Annotated in this window: 26 protein-coding genes; 13 read left to right on the top strand and 13 right to left on the bottom strand. The window is 55.4% G+C overall.

Features of this window, described 5'->3' with window-relative positions:
• Window positions 1-424 precede the first annotated feature (424 nt).
• Complete coding sequence (locus tag C8N36_RS24515) at window positions 425-643, top strand: DUF6500 family protein (protein ID WP_097803796.1); 219 nt, start codon at window positions 425-427, stop codon at window positions 641-643.
• A gap of 692 nt (window positions 644-1,335) precedes the next feature.
• Here C8N36_RS24515 and C8N36_RS10825 read toward each other — a convergent pair.
• Genes C8N36_RS10825 through C8N36_RS10810 form a run of 4 tightly spaced genes read right to left on the bottom strand, consistent with a single transcriptional unit; the run spans window position 1,336 to window position 4,015 of the window.
• The gene (locus C8N36_RS10825; protein WP_097803520.1) at window positions 1,336-2,364 is read right to left on the bottom strand and encodes a MaoC family dehydratase; all 1,029 of its coding nucleotides are present in this window, start codon (window positions 2,362-2,364) and stop codon (window positions 1,336-1,338) included.
• 2 nt (window positions 2,365-2,366) lie between these two features.
• Window positions 2,367-2,570 (bottom strand): DUF1737 domain-containing protein, encoded by a 204-nt coding sequence (locus tag C8N36_RS10820; protein WP_097803521.1) that lies wholly within the window; start codon window positions 2,568-2,570, stop codon window positions 2,367-2,369.
• A gap of 11 nt (window positions 2,571-2,581) precedes the next feature.
• On the bottom strand, window positions 2,582-3,127 hold the full coding sequence (locus C8N36_RS10815) for an NnrU family protein (protein ID WP_097803522.1): 546 nt from the start codon (window positions 3,125-3,127) through the stop codon (window positions 2,582-2,584).
• Between the two features lie 39 nt (window positions 3,128-3,166).
• On the bottom strand, window positions 3,167-4,015 hold the full coding sequence (locus C8N36_RS10810; RefSeq protein WP_097803797.1) for an HpcH/HpaI aldolase/citrate lyase family protein: 849 nt from the start codon (window positions 4,013-4,015) through the stop codon (window positions 3,167-3,169).
• Between the two features lie 335 nt (window positions 4,016-4,350).
• Here C8N36_RS10810 and C8N36_RS10805 point away from each other — a divergent pair, with 335 nt between their 5' ends.
• Window positions 4,351-4,671, top strand: a complete 321-nt coding sequence (locus tag C8N36_RS10805; RefSeq protein WP_370739138.1) for a hypothetical protein — start codon at window positions 4,351-4,353, stop codon at window positions 4,669-4,671.
• An 86-nt stretch (window positions 4,672-4,757) separates the two neighbouring features.
• Here the strand turns inward: C8N36_RS10805 and C8N36_RS10800 are convergent, their stop codons facing one another.
• A complete protein-coding gene (locus tag C8N36_RS10800) occupies window positions 4,758-5,513 on the bottom strand; it encodes a sulfite exporter TauE/SafE family protein (RefSeq protein WP_097803524.1) in 756 nt (251 codons plus the stop codon).
• 169 nt (window positions 5,514-5,682) lie between these two features.
• Between C8N36_RS10800 and mdh the strand changes: the two genes are divergently transcribed.
• From mdh to lpdA, 8 genes are all read left to right on the top strand, one after another.
• The gene (gene mdh / locus C8N36_RS10795; protein ID WP_097803525.1) at window positions 5,683-6,645 is read left to right on the top strand and encodes a malate dehydrogenase; all 963 of its coding nucleotides are present in this window, start codon (window positions 5,683-5,685) and stop codon (window positions 6,643-6,645) included.
• Window positions 6,646-7,085: 440 nt separating this feature from the next.
• Window positions 7,086-8,279, top strand: a complete 1,194-nt coding sequence (gene sucC, locus C8N36_RS10790; RefSeq protein ID WP_097803526.1) for an ADP-forming succinate--CoA ligase subunit beta — start codon at window positions 7,086-7,088, stop codon at window positions 8,277-8,279.
• 5 nt (window positions 8,280-8,284) lie between these two features.
• Window positions 8,285-9,166 (top strand): succinate--CoA ligase subunit alpha, encoded by an 882-nt coding sequence (gene sucD, locus C8N36_RS10785; protein ID WP_097803527.1) that lies wholly within the window; start codon window positions 8,285-8,287, stop codon window positions 9,164-9,166.
• A 62-nt stretch (window positions 9,167-9,228) separates the two neighbouring features.
• Window positions 9,229-9,897 carry a hypothetical protein gene (locus C8N36_RS10780; protein ID WP_097803528.1) on the top strand — a complete coding sequence of 223 codons (669 nt, stop codon included), beginning with the start codon at window positions 9,229-9,231 and terminating at the stop codon, window positions 9,895-9,897.
• 33 nt (window positions 9,898-9,930) lie between these two features.
• The gene (locus C8N36_RS10775) at window positions 9,931-12,897 is read left to right on the top strand and encodes a 2-oxoglutarate dehydrogenase E1 component (RefSeq protein ID WP_097803798.1); all 2,967 of its coding nucleotides are present in this window, start codon (window positions 9,931-9,933) and stop codon (window positions 12,895-12,897) included.
• A 3-nt stretch (window positions 12,898-12,900) separates the two neighbouring features.
• On the top strand, window positions 12,901-14,385 hold the full coding sequence (gene odhB / locus C8N36_RS10770; protein ID WP_097803529.1) for a 2-oxoglutarate dehydrogenase complex dihydrolipoyllysine-residue succinyltransferase: 1,485 nt from the start codon (window positions 12,901-12,903) through the stop codon (window positions 14,383-14,385).
• A 327-nt stretch (window positions 14,386-14,712) separates the two neighbouring features.
• Window positions 14,713-15,102, top strand: coding sequence for an MAPEG family protein (locus tag C8N36_RS10765; RefSeq protein ID WP_097803530.1), 390 nt, complete (start codon window positions 14,713-14,715; stop codon window positions 15,100-15,102).
• A 55-nt stretch (window positions 15,103-15,157) separates the two neighbouring features.
• Window positions 15,158-16,546 (top strand): dihydrolipoyl dehydrogenase, encoded by a 1,389-nt coding sequence (lpdA, locus tag C8N36_RS10760; RefSeq protein WP_097803531.1) that lies wholly within the window; start codon window positions 15,158-15,160, stop codon window positions 16,544-16,546.
• Window positions 16,547-16,629: 83 nt separating this feature from the next.
• Here the strand turns inward: lpdA and C8N36_RS10755 are convergent, their stop codons facing one another.
• The 4 genes from C8N36_RS10755 to C8N36_RS10740 are packed head-to-tail and all read right to left on the bottom strand — an operon-like array spanning window position 16,630 to window position 19,517.
• A complete protein-coding gene (locus C8N36_RS10755; RefSeq protein ID WP_097803532.1) occupies window positions 16,630-17,232 on the bottom strand; it encodes a pyridoxamine 5'-phosphate oxidase family protein in 603 nt (200 codons plus the stop codon).
• Entirely contained in the window at window positions 17,201-17,938 is a 738-nt protein-coding gene (locus C8N36_RS10750; protein WP_097803533.1) for a lysophospholipid acyltransferase family protein, read from the bottom strand. The genes C8N36_RS10755 and C8N36_RS10750 overlap by 32 nt, the downstream gene beginning before the upstream one ends.
• Window positions 17,938-18,843 (bottom strand): cell division protein FtsX, encoded by a 906-nt coding sequence (locus tag C8N36_RS10745; RefSeq protein ID WP_097803534.1) that lies wholly within the window; start codon window positions 18,841-18,843, stop codon window positions 17,938-17,940. The genes C8N36_RS10750 and C8N36_RS10745 overlap by 1 nt, the downstream gene beginning before the upstream one ends.
• On the bottom strand, window positions 18,840-19,517 hold the full coding sequence (locus tag C8N36_RS10740; RefSeq protein WP_097803535.1) for a cell division ATP-binding protein FtsE: 678 nt from the start codon (window positions 19,515-19,517) through the stop codon (window positions 18,840-18,842). Before C8N36_RS10740 ends, C8N36_RS10745 begins: the two co-directional genes overlap by 4 nt.
• Before the next feature lie 160 nt (window positions 19,518-19,677).
• Between C8N36_RS10740 and C8N36_RS10735 the strand changes: the two genes are divergently transcribed.
• Window positions 19,678-20,571 (top strand): zinc-ribbon domain-containing protein, encoded by an 894-nt coding sequence (locus C8N36_RS10735; RefSeq protein WP_097803536.1) that lies wholly within the window; start codon window positions 19,678-19,680, stop codon window positions 20,569-20,571.
• A 58-nt stretch (window positions 20,572-20,629) separates the two neighbouring features.
• On the opposite strand, the gene C8N36_RS10730 is transcribed toward C8N36_RS10735, so the two are convergent.
• The 3 genes from C8N36_RS10730 to C8N36_RS10720 form a co-directional block, all read right to left on the bottom strand.
• On the bottom strand, window positions 20,630-21,895 hold the full coding sequence (locus tag C8N36_RS10730; RefSeq protein ID WP_097803537.1) for an ABC transporter permease: 1,266 nt from the start codon (window positions 21,893-21,895) through the stop codon (window positions 20,630-20,632).
• Window positions 21,892-22,698 carry a taurine ABC transporter ATP-binding protein gene (locus tag C8N36_RS10725; protein WP_097803538.1) on the bottom strand — a complete coding sequence of 269 codons (807 nt, stop codon included), beginning with the start codon at window positions 22,696-22,698 and terminating at the stop codon, window positions 21,892-21,894. Before C8N36_RS10725 ends, C8N36_RS10730 begins: the two co-directional genes overlap by 4 nt.
• Window positions 22,699-22,816: 118 nt before the next feature.
• Window positions 22,817-23,821, bottom strand: a complete 1,005-nt coding sequence (locus C8N36_RS10720; protein ID WP_097803539.1) for a taurine ABC transporter substrate-binding protein — start codon at window positions 23,819-23,821, stop codon at window positions 22,817-22,819.
• 378 nt (window positions 23,822-24,199) lie between these two features.
• Here C8N36_RS10720 and C8N36_RS10715 point away from each other — a divergent pair, with 378 nt between their 5' ends.
• Together C8N36_RS10715 and C8N36_RS10710 are read left to right on the top strand one after the other, a co-directional pair.
• Window positions 24,200-25,588: an aminotransferase family protein gene (locus C8N36_RS10715; RefSeq protein ID WP_097803540.1), complete on the top strand. Its 1,389-nt coding sequence runs from the start codon at window positions 24,200-24,202 to the stop codon at window positions 25,586-25,588.
• Entirely contained in the window at window positions 25,575-26,270 is a 696-nt protein-coding gene (locus C8N36_RS10710; RefSeq protein WP_245910783.1) for a GNAT family N-acetyltransferase, read from the top strand. Before C8N36_RS10715 ends, C8N36_RS10710 begins: the two co-directional genes overlap by 14 nt.
• Window positions 26,271-26,411: 141 nt before the next feature.
• Here C8N36_RS10710 and C8N36_RS10705 read toward each other — a convergent pair whose 3' ends face one another.
• On the bottom strand, window positions 26,412-26,702 hold the full coding sequence (locus C8N36_RS10705; RefSeq protein WP_097803542.1) for an HU family DNA-binding protein: 291 nt from the start codon (window positions 26,700-26,702) through the stop codon (window positions 26,412-26,414).
• Window positions 26,703-26,822 lie beyond the last annotated feature (120 nt).

Below are 26,822 nucleotides of genomic sequence, written 5' to 3'. Positions count from 1 at the left end.
CTTGGTAAAAAATGGCAATAAGTGCGTCCGTCTAAAAGGCCGAATAATGACGATCTCATCGGTCTCAGAGAGACCGTGAACTTGGAAAACGTTCTTGGCCAGATCAAGACAAATTGGGGTAACATGCATGGGCTGGCACCTGCTGAAAGCAGATATGGACATCTGAACCCGGACGCAGCGCAAGGCCGATTGGAGAATGAGCCATCCACCCCATCAGCAACCCGCCCTTCTAGCCCAAGTGGGGCCAATGTTGCGCTTTACACGAATGACTTGGAAGGGCCGTGATTCGATTTCGGCGCAATCTGCTGCTCCACCGATGCAAGGCAGTTGTGAACCCAAACCTATCACGCGTATCAAGTTGCGATACCCTACCGTTCGCTTTATGTTCTAAGTGGTAAAGCAGATTGTTGAGGCTGAAATCGATATGCGACCCACCTTGAGAACCAGAGCCGTTGCAGTTTGCAATGAGAAGATTGCGAAGAAGGGAGAAACCGTAGGCCTTTCTTTCTACGCATTTTTCGCGAACAAGAACGACGATCCGGACCTGCTCATGGAAGCTGCTGAATGGTGGATCAAGACACACAAACTGGATCACTTCGAAAAGGCTGTGAAAATACGGGACATGATCGGTTCAGGTGTTTGAACAATTGTCAGTTCTGTCCGCTTTGCATAACTTGGGCAATCCGAAGTGCTGCGTAAAGTGTCGAGCGGCGGCTTTTGCGGAAGCTGCATTGCGGCATTTGGTGGATCGATGATAGGCTGCTCTGGGCCGTAAAGTTCCAATTGGTAAGTTGTCGTATTGGCGTGTAGCGCCAATCGCGGCCTGTGCTGCAAGGCAGGAAGGCCCTAATCTGCAGGCCCTCACCAATGCTGGCTATGATCGTGGACGCCTTCATAGCGCCAACGCCTGGGATGGTGCGCAACAGCCTCAGCCGCGCGTCTTCCTTTGCGACCAGTGTCAGGCGGTCTTCTCAACAGAGGACCCGAGCATGCAATGCCAATAGTCGTTCGCAGAGGTTGTGGATCACCTCGTTCGCAATATCAGGCAGGACCAGAACTTCGCCAGCCAGTATGTCCTCGGCAGAGCCGGTGTTCAAAGGTGAAATTCATTCATATAGGAACCCGACTTGTTAAGTTCGACCACACACAAACATTGCATCATCTTGTTAGATATTAAACAATCATTGGTGTGCTTGCACCGAACGGCAACTGGGTCTGTCTAAGCAGCATCGACCTAACCCAACAAATGACGACGCCCTAGTCACGCGCAATGTTATCGCGCCCACCGCGTTGGTGAGCGCAATTGAGTTCACGGCATTGGAAACTGGTTTGAGGTCACACCGGCATCAGCGCCCAGTAGTCGAGATCAAGCAAGACATCTTTGTTATATTTGCCGTCTTCACCGCGCAGTTCAAACGGATCGCCGCCTTTGGTGGCGACAAGACGCAGGCGGATGGCACCAACGCCGGGTGCCGAGGTGGGTTGTTTGTCCAGAACTTCCGACCACGCTTTGATTGTCAGGCCGGAGAAACACGGATTGGCATGTGCACCACCGTTTAAGCCAACGATCATTTGCGCATTGGCCAAACCGTTGAAGGACAGTGCTCGCGCCATCGAGATGACATGCCCGCCATAAATCAACCGGCCTTCGGGACGGAAAGTAAGATCAAAATGCACCTTGGCCGTGTTTTGCCACAGGCGCGTTGCGATCATATGCTCGGCCTCTTCGATCGTCACACCATCCACATGATCGATGGTTTCGCCGATCTCGTAGTCGCCCCAACGATGCGGCTCGCCCGCAAGATTGAAATCGTAATCAGAAAAGTCGAGCCCTTCGGGGATGACCAGATCATCCACCGACAGCACTTGTTTCAAGTCAGGCACAACCGTTTCCGGTGCCGGAGCATCCACGTCGCGTTTACGCACCATAACCCAACGCACATAATCAAGGACGGCTTTGCCGACCTGATTGATACCGCGTGTGCGCACCCAAACGACGCCTGTTTTGCCATTTGAGTTCTGCTTCAACCCGATCACTTCGGACACAGAGCGCAGTGTATCCCCCGCAAATACCGGCTGCAGCCAGCGACCTTCGGCATATCCCAGATTGGCGACAGCGTTCAGGGAGACATCCGGCACTGTCTTGCCAAACACGACGTGAAAGGCTGCCAGATCATCAATCGGGCTTTCCGGTAGGCCGCAATCACGCGCGAATTCGTCCGACGAATATAGCGCATGACGGGCTGGATAGAGCGCATGATAGAGTGCGCGCTCCCCCTCGCCCACCGTCCGGGGCACAGCATGGGCAATCACTTGCCCGATTTTATAGTCTTCGAAAAAGTGCCCCGAATTGGTTTTTTGCATTGTTAGTGCTCTCCTAGTTTGGTGTCCGGCGTATACGTACCGGGGGCCTCTTTGATCACAGCCTGACCGCAGCGCATGACACCATTGGCGGCATCAAAGGCATAGGTCGGATCACCATGCAGCTCCCAGCCCTTGTTCAGCGCGTCTGTCACTTTGTGGCAAAAGGCCGATGTGTCGTCGGCAGTGAGTAGTCGGTAAAGTTTCATGTCCGCTCCAATCAACCAAATGCCGCCGGGCCAATCAGGCCGTGGATAAAGCCGATCACGACCAACAAAAGGACCGAAATCGCGGCGAACATGATGTCCTTTTTGATCACGCCTTTTGCAGGTGGTGTCCAATTTGGTTCAGACTTGTTGATGATCGCCATCTCGGCCAAAGACCAGACCAGCAAGCCACCAAACAGAACAAACGACGGTACATCGCCATTGACCAACAGATGCGCGCCCGCCCACAGTGCGAAACCGAATAGCATTGGATGGCGCATTTTGTAAAAGATTGCGCCCTTGGTTGGTCCGGGGCTGGTGAAGTACAGCGCCGCAATCATGATCAGGTTATTGATCCCCACTGTGGCTGGATGGCGCCCCCAAAAGACAGCACCGTCAGCCATACGGTAGCCAATCACCATCAGAACGATAGATGCAACAATCGCGATCGCAACGATGCCCTTGCCCTTGTCGCCCAGCGCAGCGCGCTGTTCCGGCATCAGACGTTTAAAGAAATGTGCGCCTACCCAAAGCAGGACCCCTAGTATCAACAATAGCATGGCATGACTCCCGTTCGCTTTGCTTGGCGCACAATCCTCTTATTCGGCTAGCGCCGCAATGGCCTCGGCCTTGGCGAGCGTCTTTTTTGCAGTTTCGACGTGCAGGTTCTCTACAATCTTGCCGTCAACAACCGCAACGCCTTTGCCCTCCGCCTCGGCTTCGATGAAGGCATCGATCTGGCGGCGGGCCAAATCTATTTCCGCGTCAGATGGGGCAAATGCGATGTTTGCGACGTCGACCTGTGCGGGGTGGATCAAGGTTTTCCCGTCCATCCCCATATCCCGTCCCTGATCGCATTCAACTTTTAGGCCATCCGCATCCTTGAAGGCATTATAGACGCCATCAACGATCACACAGTTGGTTGCTTTGGCAGCCAACAGGCAGAGCCCAAGACCCGGCATCATAGGCAGCCGGTCAGCACGAAACCGGCTGTTCAACTCTTTAGCCAGGTCGTTGGTCCCCATAACCATGCCAACCATTTTGGGGTGACCGCCGATTTCAGCAGCATTCAGCATACCGCGCGGCGTTTCCATCATCGACCAAATCGGTTTGTCACATAGGGCTGCAAGGGAATCGAGCTGTGCGGCGCTTTCCACTTTCGGCAGCAGAATGGCATCACAGTCCATTTCATTAACAGCGCGCGCATCATCTGCGCCCCACTCCGTATCCAGCCCGTTGATCCGAACAATGCGTGTTCGATTGCCGTAAGAAGACGCCAGCGCCGTTTTTAATGTCTCGCGCGCTGCCACTTTTTCGCCCGGTGCCACCGCATCTTCGAGATCAAAGATGATCGCATCAATTGGCAGTGTACGGGCTTTTTCCAATGCCCGTTCTTTTGAACCGGGAATGTAAAGAACCGAACGATAGGGGCGCGCAAGCATGTCCATGAGAATCTCTCCTAGAAAGCCCGAAATAGCCGCGGGCGTAATTTTATTGCGTGCAAATGGCCCGTTTTGGCGGAAAACTTCAAGGGAAAATGTGCCGCAGCGCAGAAAAGTAGCATTCAATAGGTCTCCGTTGGCTGGATTTGCATTGCATTTGAGGCAACGCACGGCGCGTTAACCTATTTTAAGCGGCTGACGATGAAAGTTAGAGATGTGCCGCACAAACCGGCAAAGGCGGAGCCGCAATAGGACCGCCGCCTCGGAATGAGGGGACTTCATCCGGTCACCTGGCGGCGCCAAAGATGCGTCGACCCGGGGCCTAGCCGAAAGGTGAGACTATGACGGAGAAATTTGCAAAAGTAGCGATGCTGACCGCAGGCATGATTGTTGGTGCGGCATCCTTAGTCGAAGCACAGGCTGCACAAAACTGTGCCCCGCGTGACAAAGTGGTCGAAAGATTGGCAGTCAAATATGGCGAGACCCGTCAAAGTATGGGTTTGGGCAGCAACAACGCAATGATGGAAGTCTTCGCATCACCAGCGTCAGGATCTTGGACCATCACTGTGACAATGGCGAATGGTGTTACTTGCCTTGTGGCCAGCGGACAGGCCTTTGAGGAACTTGCCGAAGCGCTGCCGCCCTTGGGTGATCCTGCATAATGTTCAGCCTCGCTACATAGCGGGGCGAACCGTAGTTTTGTCCCACTCGAAAGGCCGAAGCCAAACTGCATCATCAGGCCCGGTGATCAAGTCAGGGCATCCCAGACCAATTTGCCCCCGGTTGCCGTCAAAGCCACGTAAGTGATGGCAAAAAAGCCCCGGTCCGAAACATAGTTATGTGCACGAACGCCAAGCCACGTTCCGAGCAATGCAAACGGAACCAAGACAAGATCCATCAGCAAGGACTCTTGGGTGAAAATTCCCATTCCAGCGTAAAAACCGAATTTGAAAACATTCAGTGTCCAGAACAGCAAGACCGTGGTCGCCTGATAGGTCAGCTTTGGCAAGCCTTGCCCAAGTAAAAACACGGCGGCAACAGGCCCACCAGCGTGGCTTACAAAGCTGGTAAAGCCCATCACCATTCCCGATAGCAGACCGGATTTTGCCCCAAAGTGTATTGCTCCGATCCTTAACAACCCGACTTTTTGCGCGCCCTGCCATGCAACAAAAACCAAAGCCACCATGCCGATGACCAAGCGAATTGCATCGGGGTTGGCTATGGAAAAGAAATACGCCCCGGCTAAGGTGCCCGGCACAGCACCAATCAACAAAACCCGCGCCGCACCCCAATCCCACTTGCGCCAATAGGCTGGCAGGGAGGCGACATCGATCACCATCAGCAGCGGCAACATCAACCCGATTGCCACCATCGGGTCCAAAACCAAGACCAGAATCGATAGGCTGGCAAAGGCAACACCAGAGCCAAATCCGCCCTTTGAGATGCCAGCAAAGACAACAGCCGGAATTGTTACCGCAAAAACCGACAGGCTGAACAAATCCACATCAATCCCTTCTAACTTGTGTAATTACATATGCTTAACCTGCATTCCATGGCATGCAAAGCCTGCAGTTTCGAGGGCCGCGCGCACGCGCCGCAGCGCAGCACCCTTGCGCGAAGCCTCTGAAAGGCCTACCCACACGGCCAAATTCACGTAGGACCGGAGACTATCCATGGCCAGACCCAAGATTGCCCTTATCGGCGCAGGTCAAATCGGTGGCACACTTGCCCACCTAGCTGCAATGAAAGAACTGGGAGACGTCGTTTTGTTCGATATCGCCCAAGGCACCCCTGAGGGCAAAGCGCTCGACATCGCCGAATCCGGCCCGTCAGAAGGCTTTGACGCAAGCCTTCGCGGCACGCAAGATTACGCCGACATCGCCGATGCAGACGTCTGCATCGTGACCGCAGGTGTACCTCGCAAGCCCGGCATGAGCCGCGATGACCTGTTGGGCATCAACCTAAAGGTTATGAAATCCGTTGGCGAAGGCATCCGCGACAACTGCCCGAACGCCTTTGTGATCTGCATCACCAACCCGCTGGACGCTATGGTTTGGGCGCTTCGCGAATTCTCAGGCCTGCCCCATGCCAAAGTTTGCGGTATGGCCGGTGTTCTGGACAGCGCACGCTACCGTCACTTCCTCGCCGAAGAGTTCGGCGTATCGATGAAAGACGTCACTGCTTTCGTTCTGGGCGGTCACGGCGACACAATGGTTCCTTCGGTTCGGTATTCGACCGTTGGCGGCATCCCACTGCCTGATCTGGTATCGATGGGTTGGACAACTCAGGAAAAGATGGACGCGATCGTTCAGCGCACCCGTGATGGCGGCGCAGAGATTGTTGGCCTGCTGAAGACTGGTTCGGCGTTCTACGCACCAGCCACGTCGGCGATTGAAATGGCCGAAGCCTTCCTCAAAGACCAAAAGCGCGTTCTGCCATGTGCCGCTTATTGTGACGGCGATCTTGGCGTTTCAGGTATGTACGTCGGTGTGCCAACCGTAATTGGCGCTGGCGGTGTTGAAAAAATCATCAACATCAAGCTGAACAAAGAAGAGCAAGACATGTTTGACACCTCCGTCAACGCCGTCAAAGGCTTGGTCGAAGCGTGCAAAGGCATCGACAGCTCGCTGGCATAACCTGCTTTTGAAGACAGTCTAAGGAACCCGGATACCGAACAGGTGTCCGGGTTTTTTGTTTTTGCCAGGCCGCTGGTTGGCGATAGCTGTACGAAACGCACAAATGCCGACAATTTGGGAGCGTTTCCCAAACAAAGTCCAAAGCAAACCAAGCTCCCCACCAAAACCCATCACGCGAATCAGGCGTGAACATCACTCTTTCGACGGTCTTTTTGCTGGACCACGCCTGCAGAACGCAAAATTATCCACAGGCTGAAATAGCTGTGATTCTTTGCTACACGCTAACACTTTATCAACCTGTGATCACACTTCTGAAAAGTGTGATCACAAATGTGGAAAACATGCCCTAAATAGCCACCTGCGGCAATATTTCGTTTAACACTGCGTGTCAGACCAGCCTACACCGGTTCAAACCGCAGCAAAACGGGGGATACCTTCCCATGAACATCCACGAATACCAGGCCAAGGCGCTCTTGCGCAGCTACGGGGCTCCGGTCTCTGATGGCCGTATTGTCCTAAAGGCTGAAGACGCCAAAACCGCAGCAGGCGAAATGGACGGCCCTCTTTGGGTTGTCAAAGCCCAGATCCACGCAGGTGGTCGCGGCAAGGGTTCCTTTAAGGAAGCTGACGCAGGCGAAAAGGGCGGCGTACGCCTGGCCTTCTCGGTTGAAGAAGCCGCAGCAGAAGCCAAAAAGATGTTGGGCCGCACGCTTGTGACTCACCAGACTGGCCCCGCCGGTAAGCAGGTTAACCGCATCTATATCGAAGATGGTTCGGACATTGAGCGTGAGCTGTATTTGGCTCTTCTCGTTGATCGTCAGACATCTCGCGTGTCTTTCGTTTGCTCGACCGAAGGCGGCATGGACATCGAAGAGGTTGCAGCAAGCACCCCTGAGAAAATCGTGTCCTTCTCTGTTGATCCGGCCACCGGGTATCAGCCATTCCATGGTCGCCGAGTTGCGTTCTCCTTGGGCCTTAAAGGCGCACAGGTCAAAGAATGCGTAAAGCTAATGGGCATTCTCTACAAAGCCTTCATTGAAAAAGACATGGAGCAGCTAGAGATCAACCCGCTGATCGTTATGGACAACGGCTCGCTCAAAGTTCTCGACGCCAAGGTTGGTTTTGACGGCAACGCCGTATACCGCCACCCCGACATCGCCGAGTTGCGCGACGAAACCGAAGAAGACAGCAAAGAGTTGGAAGCGTCCAAGTACGACCTCAACTACATCGCGCTCGACGGTGAAATCGGCTGCATGGTGAACGGTGCCGGTCTGGCGATGGCCACAATGGACATCATCAAACTCTACGGTGCCGAGCCTGCGAACTTCCTCGACGTTGGCGGCGGTGCCACCAAAGAGAAAGTGACCGAAGCGTTCAAAATCATCACCTCCGACCCACAGGTCAAGGGCATCTTGGTCAACATCTTTGGCGGTATCATGCGCTGCGATGTGATCGCCGAAGGTGTAGTGGCTGCGGTCAAAGAAGTCGGCCTGCAGGTTCCGCTGGTTGTACGTCTGGAAGGCACCAATGTTGACGAAGGCAAAGCCATCATCAACGGGTCCGGCCTGAACGTCATCGCCGCCGACAACCTGTCGGACGGTGCCGAGAAAATCGTTAAAGCTGTGAAGGGCTAAGACACATGGCAATCCTTGTAGACGAAAACACAAAAGTCATCTGTCAGGGCCTCACCGGCTCGCAGGGCACCTTCCACTCCGAACAGGCCATCGCCTATGGCACCAAGATGGTCGGCGGCGTAACGCCCGGCAAAGGTGGCAGCTCCCATTTGGGTCTGCCGGTCTTTGACAGCGTGCACGAAGCCAAAGCCACAACCGAAGCCAACGCCTCGGTCATCTATGTGCCTCCTCCCTTCGCGGCGGATTCAATCCTTGAGGCGATCGACGCCGAAATGGAACTGATCATCTGCATCACCGAAGGTATCCCGGTGCTGGACATGATGCGTGTGAAACGCGCTTTGGAAAACTCTTCCTCGCGTTTGATCGGCCCGAACTGCCCCGGCATCATCACGCCTGATGCGTGCAAAATCGGCATCATGCCCGGCCACATCCACAAGCGCGGCAGCGTTGGTGTTGTGTCCCGTTCCGGCACCCTGACATACGAAGCGGTCAAGCAGACAGCTGATATTGGACTGGGCCAGTCGACAGCGGTTGGCATCGGCGGTGACCCCATCAAGGGCACGGAGCACATCGACATTCTGGACATGTTCCTGGACGACGATGAAACTCAGTCGATGATCATGATCGGTGAAATCGGGGGCTCCGCAGAAGAAGAAGCCGCTGAATTCCTTGCAGATCAGCGCAAAAAAGGTCGTTGGAAGCCAACAGCGGGCTTTATCGCGGGTCGCACGGCCCCTCCCGGCCGCCGCATGGGTCACGCTGGCGCGATCGTCGCTGGCGGCAAAGGTGGCGCAGAAGACAAGATCGAAGCGATGAAATCCGCTGGTATCGTTGTTGCTGACAGCCCCGCCACTCTGGGCGAAGCTGTGCTGAAGGCAATCGGCTAAATGACTTGCAACGGGCCGGATATTCTGGCCCGTTGCAACTGACGACTTTCAAGAGACTCTAAATGACTTTGGCCCAAAATCTTGTAATCATTCTGGTTTTGGCCGCCACCCTTGGCGGGGCTTACCTCTATTGGCAATCGCGCGGCCCAAATGGCCCCGTTGCTGGTATGATGGCGCTCTGCTCTGAAATTCCAGATCCAAAAACTGCCGAAGCCGAAATGGCTGAAATGGGCTGGTCGCCTTTGGCATCCGGCCGCATCGATGCCCTTTTGGATATGACCGCTTTGTTTCATGTCGCTCTTCGTCGGACCAGTCCCGACCTTGTTTTTGATAGCGCAAAAGAACGCGGCGTTTTTGACAGCCGCCGCGCTGACGCAGCACAGGATCTGAACCGGCCTGACACCCGCAGCTTTGGCCGCGACGACAGCAACGCCATGGCCGTGATCAGAGGCATCAAAGGATCGCCCGCCACAACCGGATGCGACGTCTTTTTGCCCCGCGGCGCATCCGACGACTGGTTTCGCGCGATGACTGACGGGATCCAGCGTATGGGCCGCAGCCGCGCATGGGCTGACGGGCTCCAAACCGCCGGTCAAGGTCCACGCCCAGGGCTATGGGCGGCCAATATGGTTCGTCTTGAAACTGCCCCTGAACTTACCAACTTCCTAAGCTATGATCCCGAACATGGCCTGTTGTCGCGCAACTCCTTTCGCGGCCCGCTGAACCAATGATCCTAAGGTCCTAACCCCAAAAGAGGCCCCATGATGACCGACCAAAGCCCAAACGACCTCTTCCAAGCCTCCAGCTTTATGCAAGGGCACAATGCGGAATATCTCGAGCAGATGTATGCCCGATATGCCAGTGACCCAAATGCGGTTGATCAGGCGTGGCAAGAATTCTTCCGCCAGCTTGGCGATGCCGATCTGGATGTCAAAGCCGAGGCCCAAGGCCCAAGCTGGGCCCGCAATGACTGGCCGCAGCAGCCCAGCGACGAGCTGACAAGCGCGCTGACCGGTGAATGGGCCCCTGCCCCCGCAGAAACCAAAGGGGCTGGTAAAAAGATCAAGGCTCAGGCCGAAGCCAAAGGTGTTACGCTGACCGACGATCAGGTCCAGCGCGCCGTTTTGGACAGTATTCGCGCGTTGATGCTCATCCGCGCCTATCGGATCCGGGGCCATTTGGCTGCCGACCTTGACCCACTGGGACTGCATGGTCGGGAACCACACCCGGAACTTGATCCAAAAAGCTACGGCTTCACCGATGCCGACATGGATCGCCCGATCTTTATCGACAATGTTCTGGGTCTACAAATCGCGTCGATGCGCCAGATCGTTGAGATCGTGAAGCGCACCTATTGCGGCACATTTGCCCTGCAGTACATGCACATCTCCGATCCCGAACAAGCTGCATGGCTCAAGGAACGGATCGAAGGATTTGGGAAAGAGATCGCCTTCACCCGCGAAGGCCGCAAAGCCATCTTGAACAAGATGGTTGAAGCCGAAGGTTTTGAAAAATTCCTGCACGTCAAATACATGGGCACCAAGCGTTTCGGCCTTGATGGCGGTGAAAGCCTTATCCCAGCGATGGAGCAGATCATCAAGCGCGGCGGTAACTTGGGCGTGCGCGATATCGTAATCGGCATGCCGCACCGCGGCCGCTTGTCGGTGCTCGCCAACGTAATGGCCAAGCCATACAAAGCGATCTTCAACGAATTCCAAGGCGGCAGCTCAAAGCCCGAAGACGTTGATGGCTCCGGCGATGTGAAATATCACCTCGGCGCATCCAGCGACCGCGAATTCGATGGCAACAGTGTTCACTTGTCCCTGACGGCAAACCCCTCTCACCTTGAGGCGGTTAATCCAGTGGTTTTGGGCAAGGTCCGCGCCAAGCAAGACCAGCTGAACGACGATGACCGCATGTCGGTCATGCCGATCTTGCTGCACGGCGATGCGGCATTTGCCGGTCAAGGCGTTGTTGCGGAATGTTTCGCGCTATCCGGTCTGCGTGGCCACAAGACTGGCGGCACAATGCATATCGTTGTGAACAACCAGATCGGTTTCACAACCGCGCCGCACTTCAGCCGCTCCTCTCCTTACCCCACAGACAACGCGCTGGTGGTTGAGGCCCCGATTTTCCACGTGAATGGCGACGATCCCGAAGCTGTGGTTCATGCCGCTAAGGTTGCGACAGAATATCGCCAGAAGTTCCACCGCGACGTGGTCATCGACATCTTCTGCTACCGCCGGTTTGGTCACAACGAGGGCGACGAGCCCATGTTCACCAACCCGATCATGTACAAGCAGATCAAAAGCCACAAAACCACCTTGTCGCTTTACACTGAACGCCTTGTCAAAGACGGCTTGATCCCCGAAGGCGAGATCGAGGACATGAAGGCCGCGTTCCAGGCGCATCTGAACGAAGAGTTCGAGGCCGGAAAAGCCTACAAGCCAAACAAAGCCGATTGGCTGGATGGCCGCTGGTCGCATCTTGATCGCCAACAGCAAGGCAAATACCAGCGCGGCAAAACAGCCATTGCCTCGGAAGCTGCCAAAGACATTGGAACCGCGCTCACCCGTGTTCCCGAAGGGTTTCCGCTGCACAAAACTGTTGGCCGTCTTGTCGATACGCGTGCGAAAATGTTCGAAACCGGCAAAGGTTTTGACTGGGCTACCGGCGAAGCGCTGGCCTTTGGGTCGTTGCAGCTTGAAGGCTATCCAATCCGTCTGGCCGGTCAGGACAGTACACGCGGGACGTTCTCGCAACGCCATTCCGGGTTTGTGAACCAAGAGACCGAAGAGCGGTACTACCCGCTCAACAACATCCGCGAAGGTCAGGCCCGCTACGAGGTGATCGATTCAGCACTGTCTGAATATGCGGTTTTGGGGTTTGAATATGGCTATTCGCTGGCAGAACCGAATGCACTGACCCTTTGGGAAGCGCAGTTCGGCGATTTTGCCAACGGCGCGCAGATCATGTTCGACCAGTTCGTGTCCTCTGGCGAAAGCAAATGGCTGCGGATGTCCGGTCTTGTCTGCCTGCTCCCACATGGTTTCGAAGGTCAGGGACCTGAGCACAGCTCGGCACGCTTGGAGCGTTTCTTGCAGATGTGCGGTCAGGACAACTGGATTGTCGCCAATTGCTCGACCCCTGCGAACTACTTCCACATCCTGCGCCGCCAGCTGCACCGCTCTTTCCGCAAACCGTTGATCATGGTCACTCCTAAGTCACTGTTGCGCCACAAATTGTGTACCTCGGCAATCGAAGATTTCACCGAAGGTTCCTCCTTCCACCGCGTGTTGTGGGACGATGCCGAAAAGGGTCAGTCCGACACAGTCTTGAAGGCCGATGACAAAATCAAGCGCGTCGTCATGTGCTCGGGCAAGGTCTATTATGACCTGCTCGAAGAACGTGATGCCCGTGGGATTGACGACATCTATCTGCTGCGTGTCGAACAGTTCTATCCGTTCCCGGCCTTGGCGCTGGTTAAGGAACTGGAACGCTTCCCCGGCGCAGAAATGGTTTGGTGTCAGGAAGAGCCAAAGAACCAAGGCGCTTGGACCTTTATCGAACCCAATATCGAATGGGTTCTGGGCCGGATCAAAGCCACACATCAGCGTCCCGTTTACGTGGGCCGCGCGACATCTGCGTCCCCGGCAACGGGCCTCGCATCCATCCATAAAGCACAGCAAGCCGCTCTCGTGAACGAAGCGCTGACCATCGAAGGAAACTAAGATATGACCGAAGTCCGCGTCCCCACCTTAGGCGAATCCGTAACCGAAGCCACGGTTGCCACATGGTTCAAGAAACCCGGCGATGCCGTCGCCGTTGACGAAATGCTCTGCGAGCTGGAAACCGACAAAGTCACCGTCGAAGTCCCGTCGCCCGTCGCTGGCACATTGGGCGATATCGTTGCTGCCGAAGGCGAAACAGTGGGTGTTGATGCCCTACTGGCCAACATCACCGAAGGCGCAAGCGCGGCGGCCCCTGCTGCTGCAGCGGCTCCGGCTGCTGCGGCCCCTGCGGCGGCTGCAAATGTTGACGTAATGGTGCCGACCCTTGGCGAATCCGTGACTGAAGCAACGGTTTCGACATGGTTCAAAAAAGTCGGCGACACCGTTGCCCAAGACGAAATGCTATGTGAGTTGGAAACCGACAAGGTGTCGGTCGAAGTGCCCGCGCCTGCTGCCGGTGTTTTGGCTGAAATCATTGCCGCCGAAGGCGCAACTGTTGATGCCACTGCCAAACTGGCCGTGATCTCTGGTGGTGCCGGCGCATCTGCCCCAGCCGCAGCAACTGCCGCGCCTGCCGCTGCTGCTCCTGCCGGTGCTCAGGATATCAAAGATGGTCCTGCTGCTGAAAAAGCCATGGCAGAAGCCGGGATTTCCCGCGACGCCGTTACAGGTACAGGCCGCGATGGCCGCGCCACCAAGGCCGATGTCGCCGCTGCCGTTGCGGCAGTAACCGCTGCGCCAAAACCAGCGGCTTCTGCACCACGCGCACCTGTCTCAGCGGACGATGCCGCCCGCGAAGAGCGTGTGAAAATGACCCGTCTGCGCCAGACCATCGCCAAGCGTCTGAAAGACAGCCAGAACAACGCGGCCATGCTGACCACCTACAACGAAGTCGACATGACCGAGGTAATGGCGCTGCGCAAACAGTACAAAGACGAGTTTGAGAAAAAGCACGGCGCGCGTTTGGGCTTTATGTCCTTCTTCACCAAAGCCTGCTGTCATGCCCTGAAGGAAGTACCTGAGGTCAACGCCGAGATTGATGGCACCGACATCGTGTACAAAAACTTCGTTCACATGGGTGTGGCCGCTGGTACGCCAACGGGTCTGGTTGTTCCGGTTATCCGCGACGCAGATGCCATGGGTTTTGCAGATATCGAAAAAGCAATTGCTGAAAAGGGCAGACGCGCCCGCGACGGCAAATTGTCGATGGCAGAAATGCAGGGCGGCACGTTCACCATTTCCAACGGCGGCGTGTACGGCTCACTCATGTCTTCGCCAATCTTGAACCCGCCACAGTCTGGCATCCTTGGCATGCACAAGATCCAGGACCGCCCGATGGCGATCAATGGTCAGGTTGTTATCCGCCCAATGATGTATCTGGCGCTGTCCTACGATCACCGTATCGTTGACGGCAAAGGCGCGGTGACCTTCCTTGTTCGGGTCAAAGAAGCGCTCGAAGATCCCCGCCGTCTGCTGATGGATCTGTAAACAGCCTTGGCCTACCTGAAGCCTACCCGCCTGACATGCCGCACCTGTGGTTTGTCAGGTGAGGTTGTCAAAATAATCGGGGTCGGGCCAAATTCGAAAAACGGGGAAGGCCCGGCCTATGTCCGCTTTCAGCGGAGCGGGCCTTTCTTAAAAGAAAATGACGGGTTGCGCCAAATTCTCAGATGTCCTGATTGCGCGGACTTGGTGGGGGAAAGCCTTTGACCAACACATGGTTCACCAAATGCGGTCCTAGTGCCAGCTATGCATCCGGGTCAGTGGTCAGCTCCGCGATGTCTCATCCCGATATCTTTCTGTGCATGGCACCTTATGACAGCTGAGCTCACATACCTGACCTTGGCCACATTGTGGCAAGTGGTGCATTTCGGCTTTTACGCCCTTTCGGCCAACCTACAAGTCGGGCCGCGTTACACAATGGGCGCACGAGACGAGCCGCGGCAGCTGTCCGGCAAGGCAGGGCGCTTGCAACGCGCCATGAACAACCATTTTGAGGCGCTTGTCCTCTTTTCGATCGCGGTTTTCGTGATCACCTATGCAGACAAAGCCACTACTTGGACAGGTCTTTGGGCTTTGCTGTTTTTGATATCCCGCGTGGCCTATCTGCCCGCCTACTATTGGGGCTTGTCCCCTTGGCGGACGTTGATTTGGTTTGTGGGTTTCGGTGCAACAGTGGCAATTTTAATATTGGCACTTATTTGAATTTCGACTGGATGGGCCACAGCGGCCTGACCATCGGCCAAACTAGGAGAGTGAAATGGCCAATTATGATGTGATCGTAATCGGTGCGGGCCCTGGCGGCTATGTAGCAGCCATTCGCTGCGCGCAATTGGGACTGAAAACAGCTTGTGTCGAAGGGCGTGACACCCTTGGCGGCACTTGCCTGAATGTGGGCTGCATTCCCTCCAAAGCGCTGCTGCACGCGACGCACCAGCTGCACGAAGCCGAACATAACTTTGCCACCATGGGCCTGAAAGGCAAATCGCCTTCGGTCGATTGGGACCAGATGAAGGCCTATAAATCCGACGTGGTTGGCCAGAACACCAAAGGCATCGAATTCTTGTTCAAAAAGAACAAGATCGACTGGCTCAAAGGCTGGGGTTCCATCCCGGAAGCCGGCAAGGTCAAAGTCGGAGATGAGGTCCATGAGGCCAAAAACATCATCGTGGCCTCTGGCTCAGAACCGTCCAGCATCCCCGGCGTTGAGATCGACGAAAACATCGTCGTCAGCTCGACCGGTGCGCTTGAGCTCAAAAAGATTCCAAAGAAACTGGCCGTAATCGGTGCTGGTGTAATTGGCTTGGAACTTGGGTCGGTTTACGCCCGTTTGGGTTCCGAAGTTCAGGTCATTGAATTCTTGGATGTCATCACCCCCGGCATGGATGCCGAAGTGCAGCGCAACTTCCAAAAACTGCTGAAAAAGCAGGGCATTGAGTTCACCATGGGTGCGGCGGTTCAAAAAGTTGAAACCACCAAAACCAAGGCAAAGCTGACCTACAAACTGCGCAAGGATGACAGCGAACACACCATCGATGCGGATACTGTTTTGGTTGCAACCGGACGTAAGCCATTCACCGATGGACTGGGGCTCGAAGCCTTGGGTGTCGAGATCAGCCCACGCGGCCAGATCAAGACAGACAACCAGTGGCGCACCAACGTTCCGGGAATCTTTGCCATCGGCGATGCGATCGACGGTCCGATGTTGGCGCACAAAGCCGAAGACGAAGGCATGGCAGCCGCCGAAGTCATCGCTGGCAAACATGGCCACGTGAACTACGACGTGATCCCCGGCGTGATCTACACCGCACCCGAAGTCGCGTCTGTCGGAAAGACCGAAGATCAACTGAAAGAAGAAGGCCGCGCCTATAAGGTTGGCAAGTTTTCCTTCATGGGCAATGCCCGCGCCAAAGCCGTGTTCCAAGGCGACGGTTTCGTAAAATTGCTGGCCGACAAAGACACCGACCGTGTTCTTGGCTGCCACATTATTGGCCCCGGTGCCGGCGATCTGATCCATGAAATCTGTGTTGCCATGGAATTCGGAGCCTCGGCCGAGGATGTGGCACTAACTTGTCACGCCCACCCGACCTTCTCGGAAGCTGTCCGCGAAGCGGCCTTGGCCTGCGGAAGCGGTGCGATTCACGCGTAAGCGCTTGCGCTTTTCAACAGCAAACTAAAAAGCGCCCGGATTTGATCCGGGCGCTTTTAAATTTCAACTGTCTAAATTGCCGCTCACCACATGCGCGGCTTGGCATTTTCTACATAGCTAGCGTCGTAGGGTTTGGCCTCGACATCGCCATTGGTCATGTCTTCCAATATTTCACCCACTGTCGGCACTGTCTCGGCGTCATCGCGGCTCCATAGACCTGAACGCATCAGAGCCTTTGCGCACTGTGTGAAAACTTCATCGACCTCAATCACGATCACCGTTGCCGGAAGCATCGTTTTGCGGGCAAAGCTGCGGCGCAAAGGTTCGTCGTCGGTTAGAAAAGCGCGTCCGTTTACCCGTACTGTTGTTTTGGACCCTGGCACCAGAAACAACAGCGCAACCCGCCCGTCATGCACAATATCACGAAGCGCATCCAGACGGTTGTTACCGCGCCAATCGGGCATATGAATTGTCTTCTCATCGGCGATCCGAACAACCGGTCCATCGTCGCCGCGCGGCGTTCCATGCACGCCATTCGGCCCCACGGTGGACAAAACGCAAAACCGTGCGCCTTCGATCCAACGTTGATAGAGTGGCGTTAGCTGGCGCGCGACCTTGCGGATTGCAAGCTCCACCGGAGCCTCATAAAGCGCATCAAGTGCCGCTTGCGATGTGACTTTGCGCATCAAACCCCAGCTCCTGCATAAGCTCATTAGATTTGGCTTCGACTTGCGTTTCAAGCTGGGCCATGAAGGCTGATTTTTCGACACCCGGTGGAATAGGATCTAAAAACTCGACCACAGCCAAGCCGGGTTTTCGCAAAATGCCTTTGCGGGGCCAAAGCAAACCGACATTGGTTGCAGCTGGGACACATGGAAAACCGGTTTCCTTGTAAATAGCCGCGGTGCCGATTTTATAGGGTTTGTAATCGCCCGGAGCGACCCGCGTCCCCTGAGAATAGATCACCAATTGGCCGGGTTCCGCAGCGCCTTTTTTAACATCTGCCAACATCTTGGCGATGGCCTGCCCTCGCTTGCCACGATTCACGGGAACGCAGCCCAGACGCCAAGCATATTGGCCAATGAACGGTGTATAGATCAGTTCGCGCTTCATGATAAATTTGGCGCTGGGGACCGCGTTGTAAATTATCATGATGTCGAGGAAGCTTTGGTGCTTGGCCGCAATCACCACCTGACCAGTTGGGGCGGTGCCGCGCACCTCCGAACGGATCCCCAAGGTCACTCGGGCCATCCACAAAACATGGGCCGCATAACGCCCACACGTCCACCGCGCCCCCTTCGGATGCAGCAACAACGGGAAACACAAGATTCCCCAAACCGCCATAAAGGCATAGATATAGATCACAAAGATCAGCGACTTGAGCCATTGCATCAGGCCAATTCCCCCAATACGCGCCGTGCGGCGCCCTGTGTTGCTGCGAAGGCCACCACTGCGGCCAATGGCGGCACAAACGCCGGCCAGAACCAGTGCCAGCCCTCAAACCGCAAACCCGTCAAAAAACCGCCTGCATCGTTGCTGCCGGGCATAAGCAATATCGCCAAAAGCCCAGCAACCGTGCCAACTGCCGCCCCGGTCAAAACCCGCACTGTATAGCGCCGCACAAATGCTGACGCGATATATCCGTCGGTCGCACCTACCAAGCGCAAGACTTCGATCACCTGCGCATTGGCCGCCAGCGACGCATTCGCAGCCAAGGTTACCATTGCCGCCGTTGTTGCTGTGATTAGCAAGATCGACACCCAGCCCAGCAGTTTAAGCCGCCCCGCTGCTGCAACCAAGGGGCGCCGCCACCGGTTGTGTTCATCCAAAACAGCGCCGGGTGCCTCGGCCTGAAGGCGCAGGCGTAGACCGTCAGAATCAAACCCTTCAGAGGTTTCGGCCACATCAATCAACTGCGGCACCGGCAGGCTTTCAATTGGCAACCCCGGACCAAACCAGGGTTCCAACAGTGCTTTTTGTTCTTCTGTGGTCAAAGCACGGGCAGACTCCACACCGGGTGTTTGCGTCAATACTTTCAACGCCGCCTCGGTCTGGGCCGCCATCTGGCCAGCTGGTGCAGAAATGCGGATGGTCGATGACCGCGCAAGGTCATCCCCCCAAGTCTGCGCCAAACGCCCCGATGCCAACGACAAAGCCAATGCAAAAACCGTCAAGAACGCCATAGCTGCCGCAGTGAAAACTGTCAGGCGCACCGTAAACCCGGATGGCGGCACCACACGGTCCGCGCCCGCATCAACCCGCAGCAACGGTGACAGGAACTCTAAAAACCGTTTCACAGATCCACCCCCGCAGATTGCAACGCGTTGTTCGAAATCCGTAGAACCCGCGCCGACACCTGCGCTTTGGCCGCGCGGATCAAGGCTAGATCATGGGTCGCAATCATCACTGTTTTGCCCATTTTATTGAGCTCAATCAGCAGCCGCAAAAGGCGCTGCGACATTTCCCAATCGACATTGCCGGTCGGCTCATCCGCCAAAATCACATCGGGCGACATAATCAAAGCCCGCGCCAGCGCTGCGCGCTGCCTCTCACCGCCGGACAATTCAGGCGGCAAAGCATCGCCTTTACCGGTCAGCCCCACCCAGGACATCAACTCGTTCAAGTTGGCAACCTGATCAGGCGTCGCTTGCCCCGAAACGGTCAGCGGCAAGGCGATGTTCTCGTCCAAAGGAAGATGATCGAGAAACTTACAGTCTTGATGAACAACTCCGATCCGCCGCCGCGCATAGGCCACAGCGTCACGGCCCATATCCTTGGCCGAATGGTCGAAAATGCGGATATCGCCTTCGGTCGGCAGCAAGGCCCCGTAGCATAACTTCAAAAAGGTTGTTTTGCCCGATCCTGACGGGCCGGTCAGAAAATGAAAAGACCCAGGGGCTAGGCTGAACGTAATGTCATTCAACAGGGCGTCACCGCCATAGCTATAGGCCACGTTGTTCAGCTCGATCACGCCAAGACTGCCTTTTGACTACCGCAATTGCCCTGTTTTGACGTAGCTGAGACAAGGTTGCAACGTCGCCAGTTAACAATTGGACTTTTACCGCCGATCCATGCAACCTATTGTCGCGAAAAGAGCCCCAGTTTCAGTAAGGTGACAGAACGTGAGAAGGATGCGGTTGATCTGCCCGAACTGCGGGGCACAATACGAAGTACCGGTGGACGTGGTCCCCGAAGCGGGCCGGGACGTGCAATGTTCCAATTGTGGTCACACGTGGTTTCAAGGCCACCCTGACCATGAACAAAGCCCGGCAGAGGATTTGAACCAGCCGGTTCCAGAGACCGAATGGGCGACCGAACCGCCTGCCCCCCCTTCTGACCCGCAAGCCGCCGAAGCACAGCCCGCTGAAACGCCGCCTGTTCAGGCAAAACCGCGCCGTATCGACCCCGATATGGCCGAGCTGTTTCGCGAAGAGCGCGATTTTGAGGCCAACCTGCGCGCAGGCGATTCCCTTGAAAGCCAGCCGGATCTTGGCCTCCAGGCCCCCGCTGACAATGAACAAGCCCGCCGGTCCCGAGAATCTCGAGAGCAAATGGCGCGCATGCGGGGCGAAGACGCCGCCGCTCCGTCGGCCCCCGTGAATGAACCCGCCGCAGCACAAGGCCATGCGCTGGCACAGGCCACGGCAGCAGCGGCGGCGGCCGGATCGCGCCGCGATCTATTGCCGGATGTCGAAGAGATCAACCAAACTTTGCGTTCAAGCTCTGAGCCGAGAGTGATCGACACCGCGAAAGGCCAAGAATTCCCCACAAAACCTTCCAAGGGGAGTTCAGGTTTTGGCAAAGGCTTTTTCACCATGGTGATTTTGGCGGGGGTGGCGATCGGGGTCTATGCTTATGCTCCGCAGATTTCGCAAAAACTGCCGCAAGCGCAGCCCGTGTTAGAAACCTATGTGATCAAGGTTGATGCCGCGCGGGCATGGCTGGATGGGCAAGTAACCCATTTGATGACAACGCTGGATGGCATGAGTTCGGAGGCGGACACCGCCCCGCCCGCCAGCGAATAGCCAAATACAAAAAGGGCGGGGAATTTCCCCGCCCCGTTTATATGCCTGAACGCTAAGTTCAGATTTTGCCTTTCCATGGCACCAATGCTTTTTCAGCAAAGCGCATCAAGATATCGATGCCGAAACCGATGATGCCGATCAGAATGATCCCCATCAAAACGATGTCAGTCAGCTGAAACTTGGACGCCACCATGATCATCATGCCAGCACCTTGTTCAGCAGCGACCAGTTCGGCGGCCACAACAGTACCCCAACAAACACCCATCGCCACACGGGCCCCGGTGAAGATTTCAGGTAGAGAGTTGGGAACAATAACATGGCGCATGATCTGCGCCTTGCTGGCCCCAAGGCTATAGGCTGCGTGAACTTTTGAAATCGCGACACCAGACACACCGGCCCGCGCCGCAATCGCCATGATCCACAAGGCCGCGAGGAACAAGAGGATGACTTTGCCTGTCTCACCGATTCCCGCCCAAATGATCACCAAAGGGATCAAGGCAAGTGGCGGTACAGGCCGCATGAATTCGACAATCGGGTCAAACCAACCGCGGAACCAATCGCTTAGCCCCATCGCATAGCCCAATGGAATGCCGACCAATGCGCCAAACACAAAGCCCAAGATCACACGTTGCAGCGAAATCCCCAGATGCGCCCAAAGCGAGCTACCGCGATACCCGTTCGCTGCGATATCGCCGAAACGTGCAACCACAGCCTCAGGGGAAGGTAGCCAGATCGGCTCCATTTGCCACCCCTTCGAGGGTTCAAAGTTCAGCGTCCCTTTGGCACTCATGCCGACGCGGCCATAATCGGTTTCAACAGAATCACCCGGTTTGATCGGGTTACCGTTCACCGCCGTGATGGTGTGCCCGTCATCACGGCCATACTCATCGTTCTTATCGACACGCACCAACCCAGAACGCCACGCGCCAACGGTATCAGCATCGTTTTTGGCCCATCCCTCGCCCAGATCGACAATCGGAACTTCGACGTCCGTACCGACTTCGAAGACGCGGATTGTCACCTCAGCATCGTCAGGTTGCTGACCATTCGCTGTTGCTGTGTAGGTAAAGGTTGCGTCGCCCATAAACGGACCCGGCGCATGAAGGAAACCGGGAATCCAACTGGAGCCGGTGAAAGCCCCCCAGAGCAAGAAGATCGTTCCAATCGATACAAAACTGGCGATACGATTGGGCCGCACTGCGCTTTCATCACCGAAAGTGACAGTTTTTAGGGATGTGTAATCCGTCGTGGTCTTTTGAACCACGAGCTTCACAATGTAGAAAGAGGCGACAAAGATCGCAGCGTATAGCAGAAAAACAATCATTCTGAATCCTCCGAACGGCCCATGATTTCTTCTTCCATGTCCCAGATCATCCCTAAGATCTCTTCGCGTTTTTCAGCAAATTCCGGATGCTTTTTGACATCGCGCAAGTCTTGGCCAACGCCAAGATCGGCAAATGGCAATCGGTATTCACGGTGAATACGGCCTGGGCGCGGAGCCATAACAACAAGCCGTTCCCCCAACAAAAGCGCTTCTTCGACCGAATGCGTGATGAGAATGATGGTCTTGCCGGTTTCTTTCCAAAGCTTCAGCACAAGGCTTTGCATCTTTTCGCGGGTCAACGCATCAAGCGCGCCCAGCGGTTCATCCATCAAAATAACGTCTGGATGATTGGCAAGACAACGGGCCAAAGCAACACGCTGCTGCATCCCGCCCGATAGTTCATAAATTGCCTTCTCTTTGAAATCTCTCAGCCCGACGACCTCAAGAAGATGGTCCACCTCGGCACCATATTGGGCTTCGCGCTGGCCCGCCATGCGTGGGCCGAAACTCACGTTTTCACGGACGCTCATCCATTCAAACAAAGCGCCTTTTTGAAAGACCATACCGCGTTCAGCGTCGGGGCCATGAACTTCGTGCCCGTTCAACCGAATGACCCCGGAGGTCGGGGCTAAAAAGCCCGCGGCAATATTAAGTAAAGTGGTTTTGCCGCACCCCGAGGGGCCGAGCACGCTAAGCAATTCGCCTTCGGCGAGTTGTAGCGAAACGTCCTGAAGCGCTTGGACAGACGTGCCGTTTGGCAAATCAAAGCGCATGGACAGATTTTCAATGGATAGTCCGCTCATTCAAGCTGGCCTTTTGCTAAAAGAGGACGGGGACAAAAGTCATGCATGACTTTTACAAAAAATCTAACAAGATTTTGTGTCCCGAGGGCCGCTAAATCGCGCCCCCCGGGGAACGAAATTACATGCCTTTGGCAGCTGCCAGAGGACCAACGTTCACATTGTCTTCGTAGCTGTCAAGCGCACCATCGATTGCACCGGCTTGCACGAAAACGTCCGCGACGCCCTTCATGAATTCCTGTGCTCCGCCGCCAAACCACTTTGCACCCAACTGTTCGTCCACAGATGGGAACGTGAAGGTCGACAAGGACGCCATGGCTGCGTCTTCATCCATACCAGCATCTTTTGCAATGATAGGCAGCATTTCAGCAGTGTGATCGCCAGAATTCCACATGGCATTTGCTTTGGCAGTCACTTCCAAGAAGCTCGCGGCAGTTTCAGAGTTTTCTGCAACCCAGCCAGAAGGCGCTGATGTCACGTCGAATACGAGAATGCCCAGCTCTTCTTTTTCCGCACCTGTCAGCAAAACGTTGCCGTGGTCCAGCATACGGCGCAAACCGCCGCCCCAACCACACGACATGTCAACAGAGCCTTGAGACAATGCAGCCGCGCCATCCGCAGGGGCCATGTCAACGATTTCCATGCTCGATAGGTCTACACCGAAGTGGTTCATCTGCTTCAAGAAGTTGTAATGCGCAGCTGTGCCAAGAGGAACCGCCGCCTTTTTGCCAGCCAATTCGCCAGCCGAAGTTTTGTCGATTTCCAGTCCTTCAGCAACAACGCAGTTGTCATTGTCGGAATAGCTGACGGCGACATCAAGGATCTGAAGATCCTGACCAGCGCTTGTTGCGACGACAAATGGGGGCAGGCCTTGGCTTACGGAAATCTGTACATCGCCAGATGCCATAGCTGCGGACATCGCAGTACCGGTGTCAAAGCTGACCCATTTCACTTCCATGCCCATCGCTTCGTCATACATGCCAGTAGCTTTGGCGTATTCGAACGGCATCGGCCATTCCAAGAAGTAGCCTACGGTGATCGAGTGGCCGTCAGCAAACGCGGCTTGAGTTCCGGCAAGAACAGCCAAACCAGCTGCAGCACCTTTCAAAGTATTCTTAAGTGTCATGTATTTTCTCCCTAGTGTCACCAAGGCCTGTGCCCCGATGAATTTGTGGATCCAGGCTGTTGTCCCTGGCTAGCTTGCGGCACCGTTTTTGGCACTCTTCGCAATCGGAGCGGAAAACTGCGACCGGATCAATGTTTTTTCGGCCCGCTCAAACAAATATGAGCGACAAACCCCGTCATCACACAACAAATTAAAGTGCCTATCCAATTGAATTAAATGTGTATTCCAAAAATTGAAAATCACAATTTGCCGATTAATGAGACAAATTGGCCTTACGTTAGCGCCAAATTTGGCCCTATCGATTGCCGATCTTTCAGGCTCTTGTGGAATTGTCCGGCGTAGTCCGATCAATTTCCCCGAATTCAGGAGGCCCCCTCAATGGACGGAAACTATTCCCAAAACGATCTGAGCCACGTTGTAGAGGCCGATAAGGCCCACGTTTGGCATCATCTAACCCAGCATAAACAGTTCGAATCAAAAGACCCCAACATCATTGTCGAAGGCAAAGGTATGCGGGTATGGAACCAACACGGCAAAGAGCATCTTGATGCGGTGTCGGGCGGTGTTTGGACCGTCAATGTCGGTTATGGTCGTGAAAGCATCGTCAAAGCTGTCGCCGATCAGCTGATAAAACTGCCCTATTTTGCGGGCTCTGCCGGGTCCATCCCCGGTGCGCTTTATGCGGAAAAACTGATCTCGAAAATGCCGGGCCAGACCCGCGTCTATTATTGCAACTCTGGTTCCGAAGCGAACGAGAAAGCCTTTAAAATGGTGCGCCAGATTGCATACAAACGCTACGGCGGCAAAAAGCACAAAATCTTGTACCGCGACCGCGACTACCACGGCACGACGATTGCCTGCCTGTCCGCAGGCGGTCAGGATGAGCGCGGCGCACAATACGGCCCTTACACCCCTGGATTTGTCCGTGTTCCACATTGTCTGGAATACCGCGCTGGCGATCAGGGCGCGCCTGTCGACAACTACGGCGAATGGGCCGCCAATCAGATCGAAGAAGTTATCTTGCGCGAAGGCCCCGACACTGTTGGTGCTCTTTGCCTTGAGCCAGTGACAGCAGGCGGTGGTGTCATCACCCCACCGATCGGATATTGGCAGCGTGTTCAGGAAATCTGCAAGAAATACGATATCTTGCTGCATATCGACGAAGTTGTCTGCGGCGTTGGCCGGACTGGTGAATGGTTCGGATATCAGCAGTACGGTATCGAACCGGACATGGTGACGATGGCCAAGGGCGTTGCGTCGGGCTATGCGGCAATTGCCTGCCTGACGACCTCCGAAGCGGTCTTTGACCTGTTCAAAGACGATTCTGATGACCCGATGAACTATTTCCGCGACATTTCAACCTTTGGCGGCTGCACAGCAGGCCCAGCGGCGGCAATGGAAAACATGCGGATCATCGAAGAGGAAAACCTGCTGCAAAACTGCACGGATATGGGCGCTTACATGCTCGATCAACTGTCGGTTCTGCAAGACAAACACAAAGTCATCGGCGATGTGCGCGGCAAGGGCCTCTTCTTGGGGGCAGAGCTGGTTTCAGATCGCGATACCCGCGCGCCAATGGACGAAAAGCAAGTTCAGGCCGTGGTTGGGGACTGCATGGGGCAAGGCGTGATTATCGGCGCAACCAACCGGTCAGTGCCCGGCTTTAACAATACGCTGTGTTTCTCTCCCGCTTTGATCGCATCAAAGGATGATATCGACGAAATCATCACAGCCGTCGACGGAGCCTTGGGCCGTGTCTTTGGCTAACCTCTCTCCCACCGGGCAACCGGTGGGCCACAAGGTGGAAGGGGTCTTTCCCCGCCCCATTCCTCCCCACCTCCCCCTCAAGGGGACCTTCGGCCAGCTTGTCCCGCTGGCCGAAAACCATTCCGGCGGGCTGTTCACGGCCTTTGCACAAGATGCAACAGGCGGCGGCTGGACCTATCTGCCGATTGATCCTTGGGTAGATGAAGATGCGGCGAAAGAATGGTGCGCGCATGCATCGCAAAGCAAAGATCCTCAGTTTTACACGATTCTGGACACAGATGACATTCCGGTTGGGTTCTGCTCGCTTTTGCGAATCGATCCAGATGTCGGCTGCGTCGAAGTTGGCTACATCCACTTTTCACCGTCGATGCAAAAGCGTCCGATCGCGACTGAAGTCATGTATTTGATGATGAAGCATATTTTTGATCTGGGGTATCGTCGATACGAATGGAAATGTGACGATCTGAACGCTGGCTCACGCAGTGCAGCGGCACGCTTGGGCTTTACCTATGAAGGTACATTCCGTCAGGCAAGGGTCTACAAGGGCCGCAATCGCGACACCGCATGGTTTTCGTTGCTCGACAGCGAATGGCCTGCGCGCCGGGCCAAATTCGAGCGCTGGCTCGACGCTTCCAATTTCGATGCCGCAGGCCTGCAAATTCAGTCCCTAAAAGACGTTTAATCCGGCGCAACGTGTTGGGACGGCGGGCGGGGCGACGTCAGAGCGAGCTTGCCTCGCGTCTGACCAGCGTCGTCCAGCCGGCCAAGCAAAAAGGGCCACCCCAAGGCGACCCTTTCACAATCCGAAACATCGGAGATGAACTTAGGCGTTCACACTGTCTTTCAGCGCCTTCGCGATGGTCACTTTGACCTGCTTGTCCGCTTCTTTTTGAAACTGTTCGCCAGTGGCGGGGTTACGCACCATACGCTCGGGACGTTCACGGCAATAGATTTTGCCAACGCCCGGAAGCGTCACTGCACCACCTTCGGAAACTTCCGATGTGATGATCTCTACAACAGCATCCAAAGCCGCGCCGGCGGTCTTTTTATCTGCGTCCATTTTTTCAGCCAGTGCAGCAACCAGCTGAGTTTTTGTCATGGGTTTGTTCGCCATTTCATGGTCTCCTTCACTGCCCAACCGTTTGGGCCCCTGAGGCCGGAATAAACAGGATGTAGCGGGGAAACACAATCATTCGGCGCGCGAAAACCCTTAAAACATGGCGATTCTTGTCAC

Origin of the sequence: Pelagimonas varians, from assembly GCF_003208435.1 — a bacterium.
In the GTDB taxonomy this organism is placed as follows: Bacteria; Pseudomonadota; Alphaproteobacteria; order Rhodobacterales; family Rhodobacteraceae; genus Pelagimonas; species Pelagimonas varians.
This window is presented reverse-complemented; position numbering and strand designations above follow the sequence as displayed.

What these genes read in the sequence shown, in the direction of transcription:
- C8N36_RS10755 (WP_097803532.1), bottom strand. Translation starts at nt 17,232, where the DNA reads ATGCGCAAAGTCACATCGCAAGCGGCACTTGATGCGCTTTATGAGGCT.
- C8N36_RS10765 (WP_097803530.1), top strand. Translation starts at nt 14,713, where the DNA reads ATGACAGCTGAGCTCACATACCTGACCTTGGCCACATTGTGGCAAGTG.
- C8N36_RS10735 (WP_097803536.1), top strand. Translation starts at nt 19,678, where the DNA reads ATGCGGTTGATCTGCCCGAACTGCGGGGCACAATACGAAGTACCGGTG.
- lpdA (WP_097803531.1), top strand. Translation starts at nt 15,158, where the DNA reads ATGGCCAATTATGATGTGATCGTAATCGGTGCGGGCCCTGGCGGCTAT.
- C8N36_RS10815 (WP_097803522.1), bottom strand. Translation starts at nt 3,127, where the DNA reads ATGCTATTGTTGATACTAGGGGTCCTGCTTTGGGTAGGCGCACATTTC.
- C8N36_RS10775 (WP_097803798.1), top strand. Translation starts at nt 9,931, where the DNA reads ATGACCGACCAAAGCCCAAACGACCTCTTCCAAGCCTCCAGCTTTATG.
- C8N36_RS10750 (WP_097803533.1), bottom strand. Translation starts at nt 17,938, where the DNA reads ATGCAATGGCTCAAGTCGCTGATCTTTGTGATCTATATCTATGCCTTT.
- C8N36_RS10825 (WP_097803520.1), bottom strand. Translation starts at nt 2,364, where the DNA reads ATGCAAAAAACCAATTCGGGGCACTTTTTCGAAGACTATAAAATCGGG.
- C8N36_RS24515 (WP_097803796.1), top strand. Translation starts at nt 425, where the DNA reads ATGCGACCCACCTTGAGAACCAGAGCCGTTGCAGTTTGCAATGAGAAG.
- C8N36_RS10720 (WP_097803539.1), bottom strand. Translation starts at nt 23,821, where the DNA reads ATGACACTTAAGAATACTTTGAAAGGTGCTGCAGCTGGTTTGGCTGTT.
- C8N36_RS10810 (WP_097803797.1), bottom strand. Translation starts at nt 4,015, where the DNA reads ATGGACATGCTTGCGCGCCCCTATCGTTCGGTTCTTTACATTCCCGGT.
- mdh (WP_097803525.1), top strand. Translation starts at nt 5,683, where the DNA reads ATGGCCAGACCCAAGATTGCCCTTATCGGCGCAGGTCAAATCGGTGGC.
- sucC (WP_097803526.1), top strand. Translation starts at nt 7,086, where the DNA reads ATGAACATCCACGAATACCAGGCCAAGGCGCTCTTGCGCAGCTACGGG.
- odhB (WP_097803529.1), top strand. Translation starts at nt 12,901, where the DNA reads ATGACCGAAGTCCGCGTCCCCACCTTAGGCGAATCCGTAACCGAAGCC.
- C8N36_RS10705 (WP_097803542.1), bottom strand. Translation starts at nt 26,702, where the DNA reads ATGGCGAACAAACCCATGACAAAAACTCAGCTGGTTGCTGCACTGGCT.
- C8N36_RS10780 (WP_097803528.1), top strand. Translation starts at nt 9,229, where the DNA reads ATGACTTTGGCCCAAAATCTTGTAATCATTCTGGTTTTGGCCGCCACC.
- C8N36_RS10715 (WP_097803540.1), top strand. Translation starts at nt 24,200, where the DNA reads ATGGACGGAAACTATTCCCAAAACGATCTGAGCCACGTTGTAGAGGCC.
- C8N36_RS10730 (WP_097803537.1), bottom strand. Translation starts at nt 21,895, where the DNA reads ATGATTGTTTTTCTGCTATACGCTGCGATCTTTGTCGCCTCTTTCTAC.
- C8N36_RS10725 (WP_097803538.1), bottom strand. Translation starts at nt 22,698, where the DNA reads ATGAGCGGACTATCCATTGAAAATCTGTCCATGCGCTTTGATTTGCCA.
- sucD (WP_097803527.1), top strand. Translation starts at nt 8,285, where the DNA reads ATGGCAATCCTTGTAGACGAAAACACAAAAGTCATCTGTCAGGGCCTC.
- C8N36_RS10805 (WP_370739138.1), top strand. Translation starts at nt 4,351, where the DNA reads ATGACGGAGAAATTTGCAAAAGTAGCGATGCTGACCGCAGGCATGATT.
- C8N36_RS10820 (WP_097803521.1), bottom strand. Translation starts at nt 2,570, where the DNA reads ATGAAACTTTACCGACTACTCACTGCCGACGACACATCGGCCTTTTGC.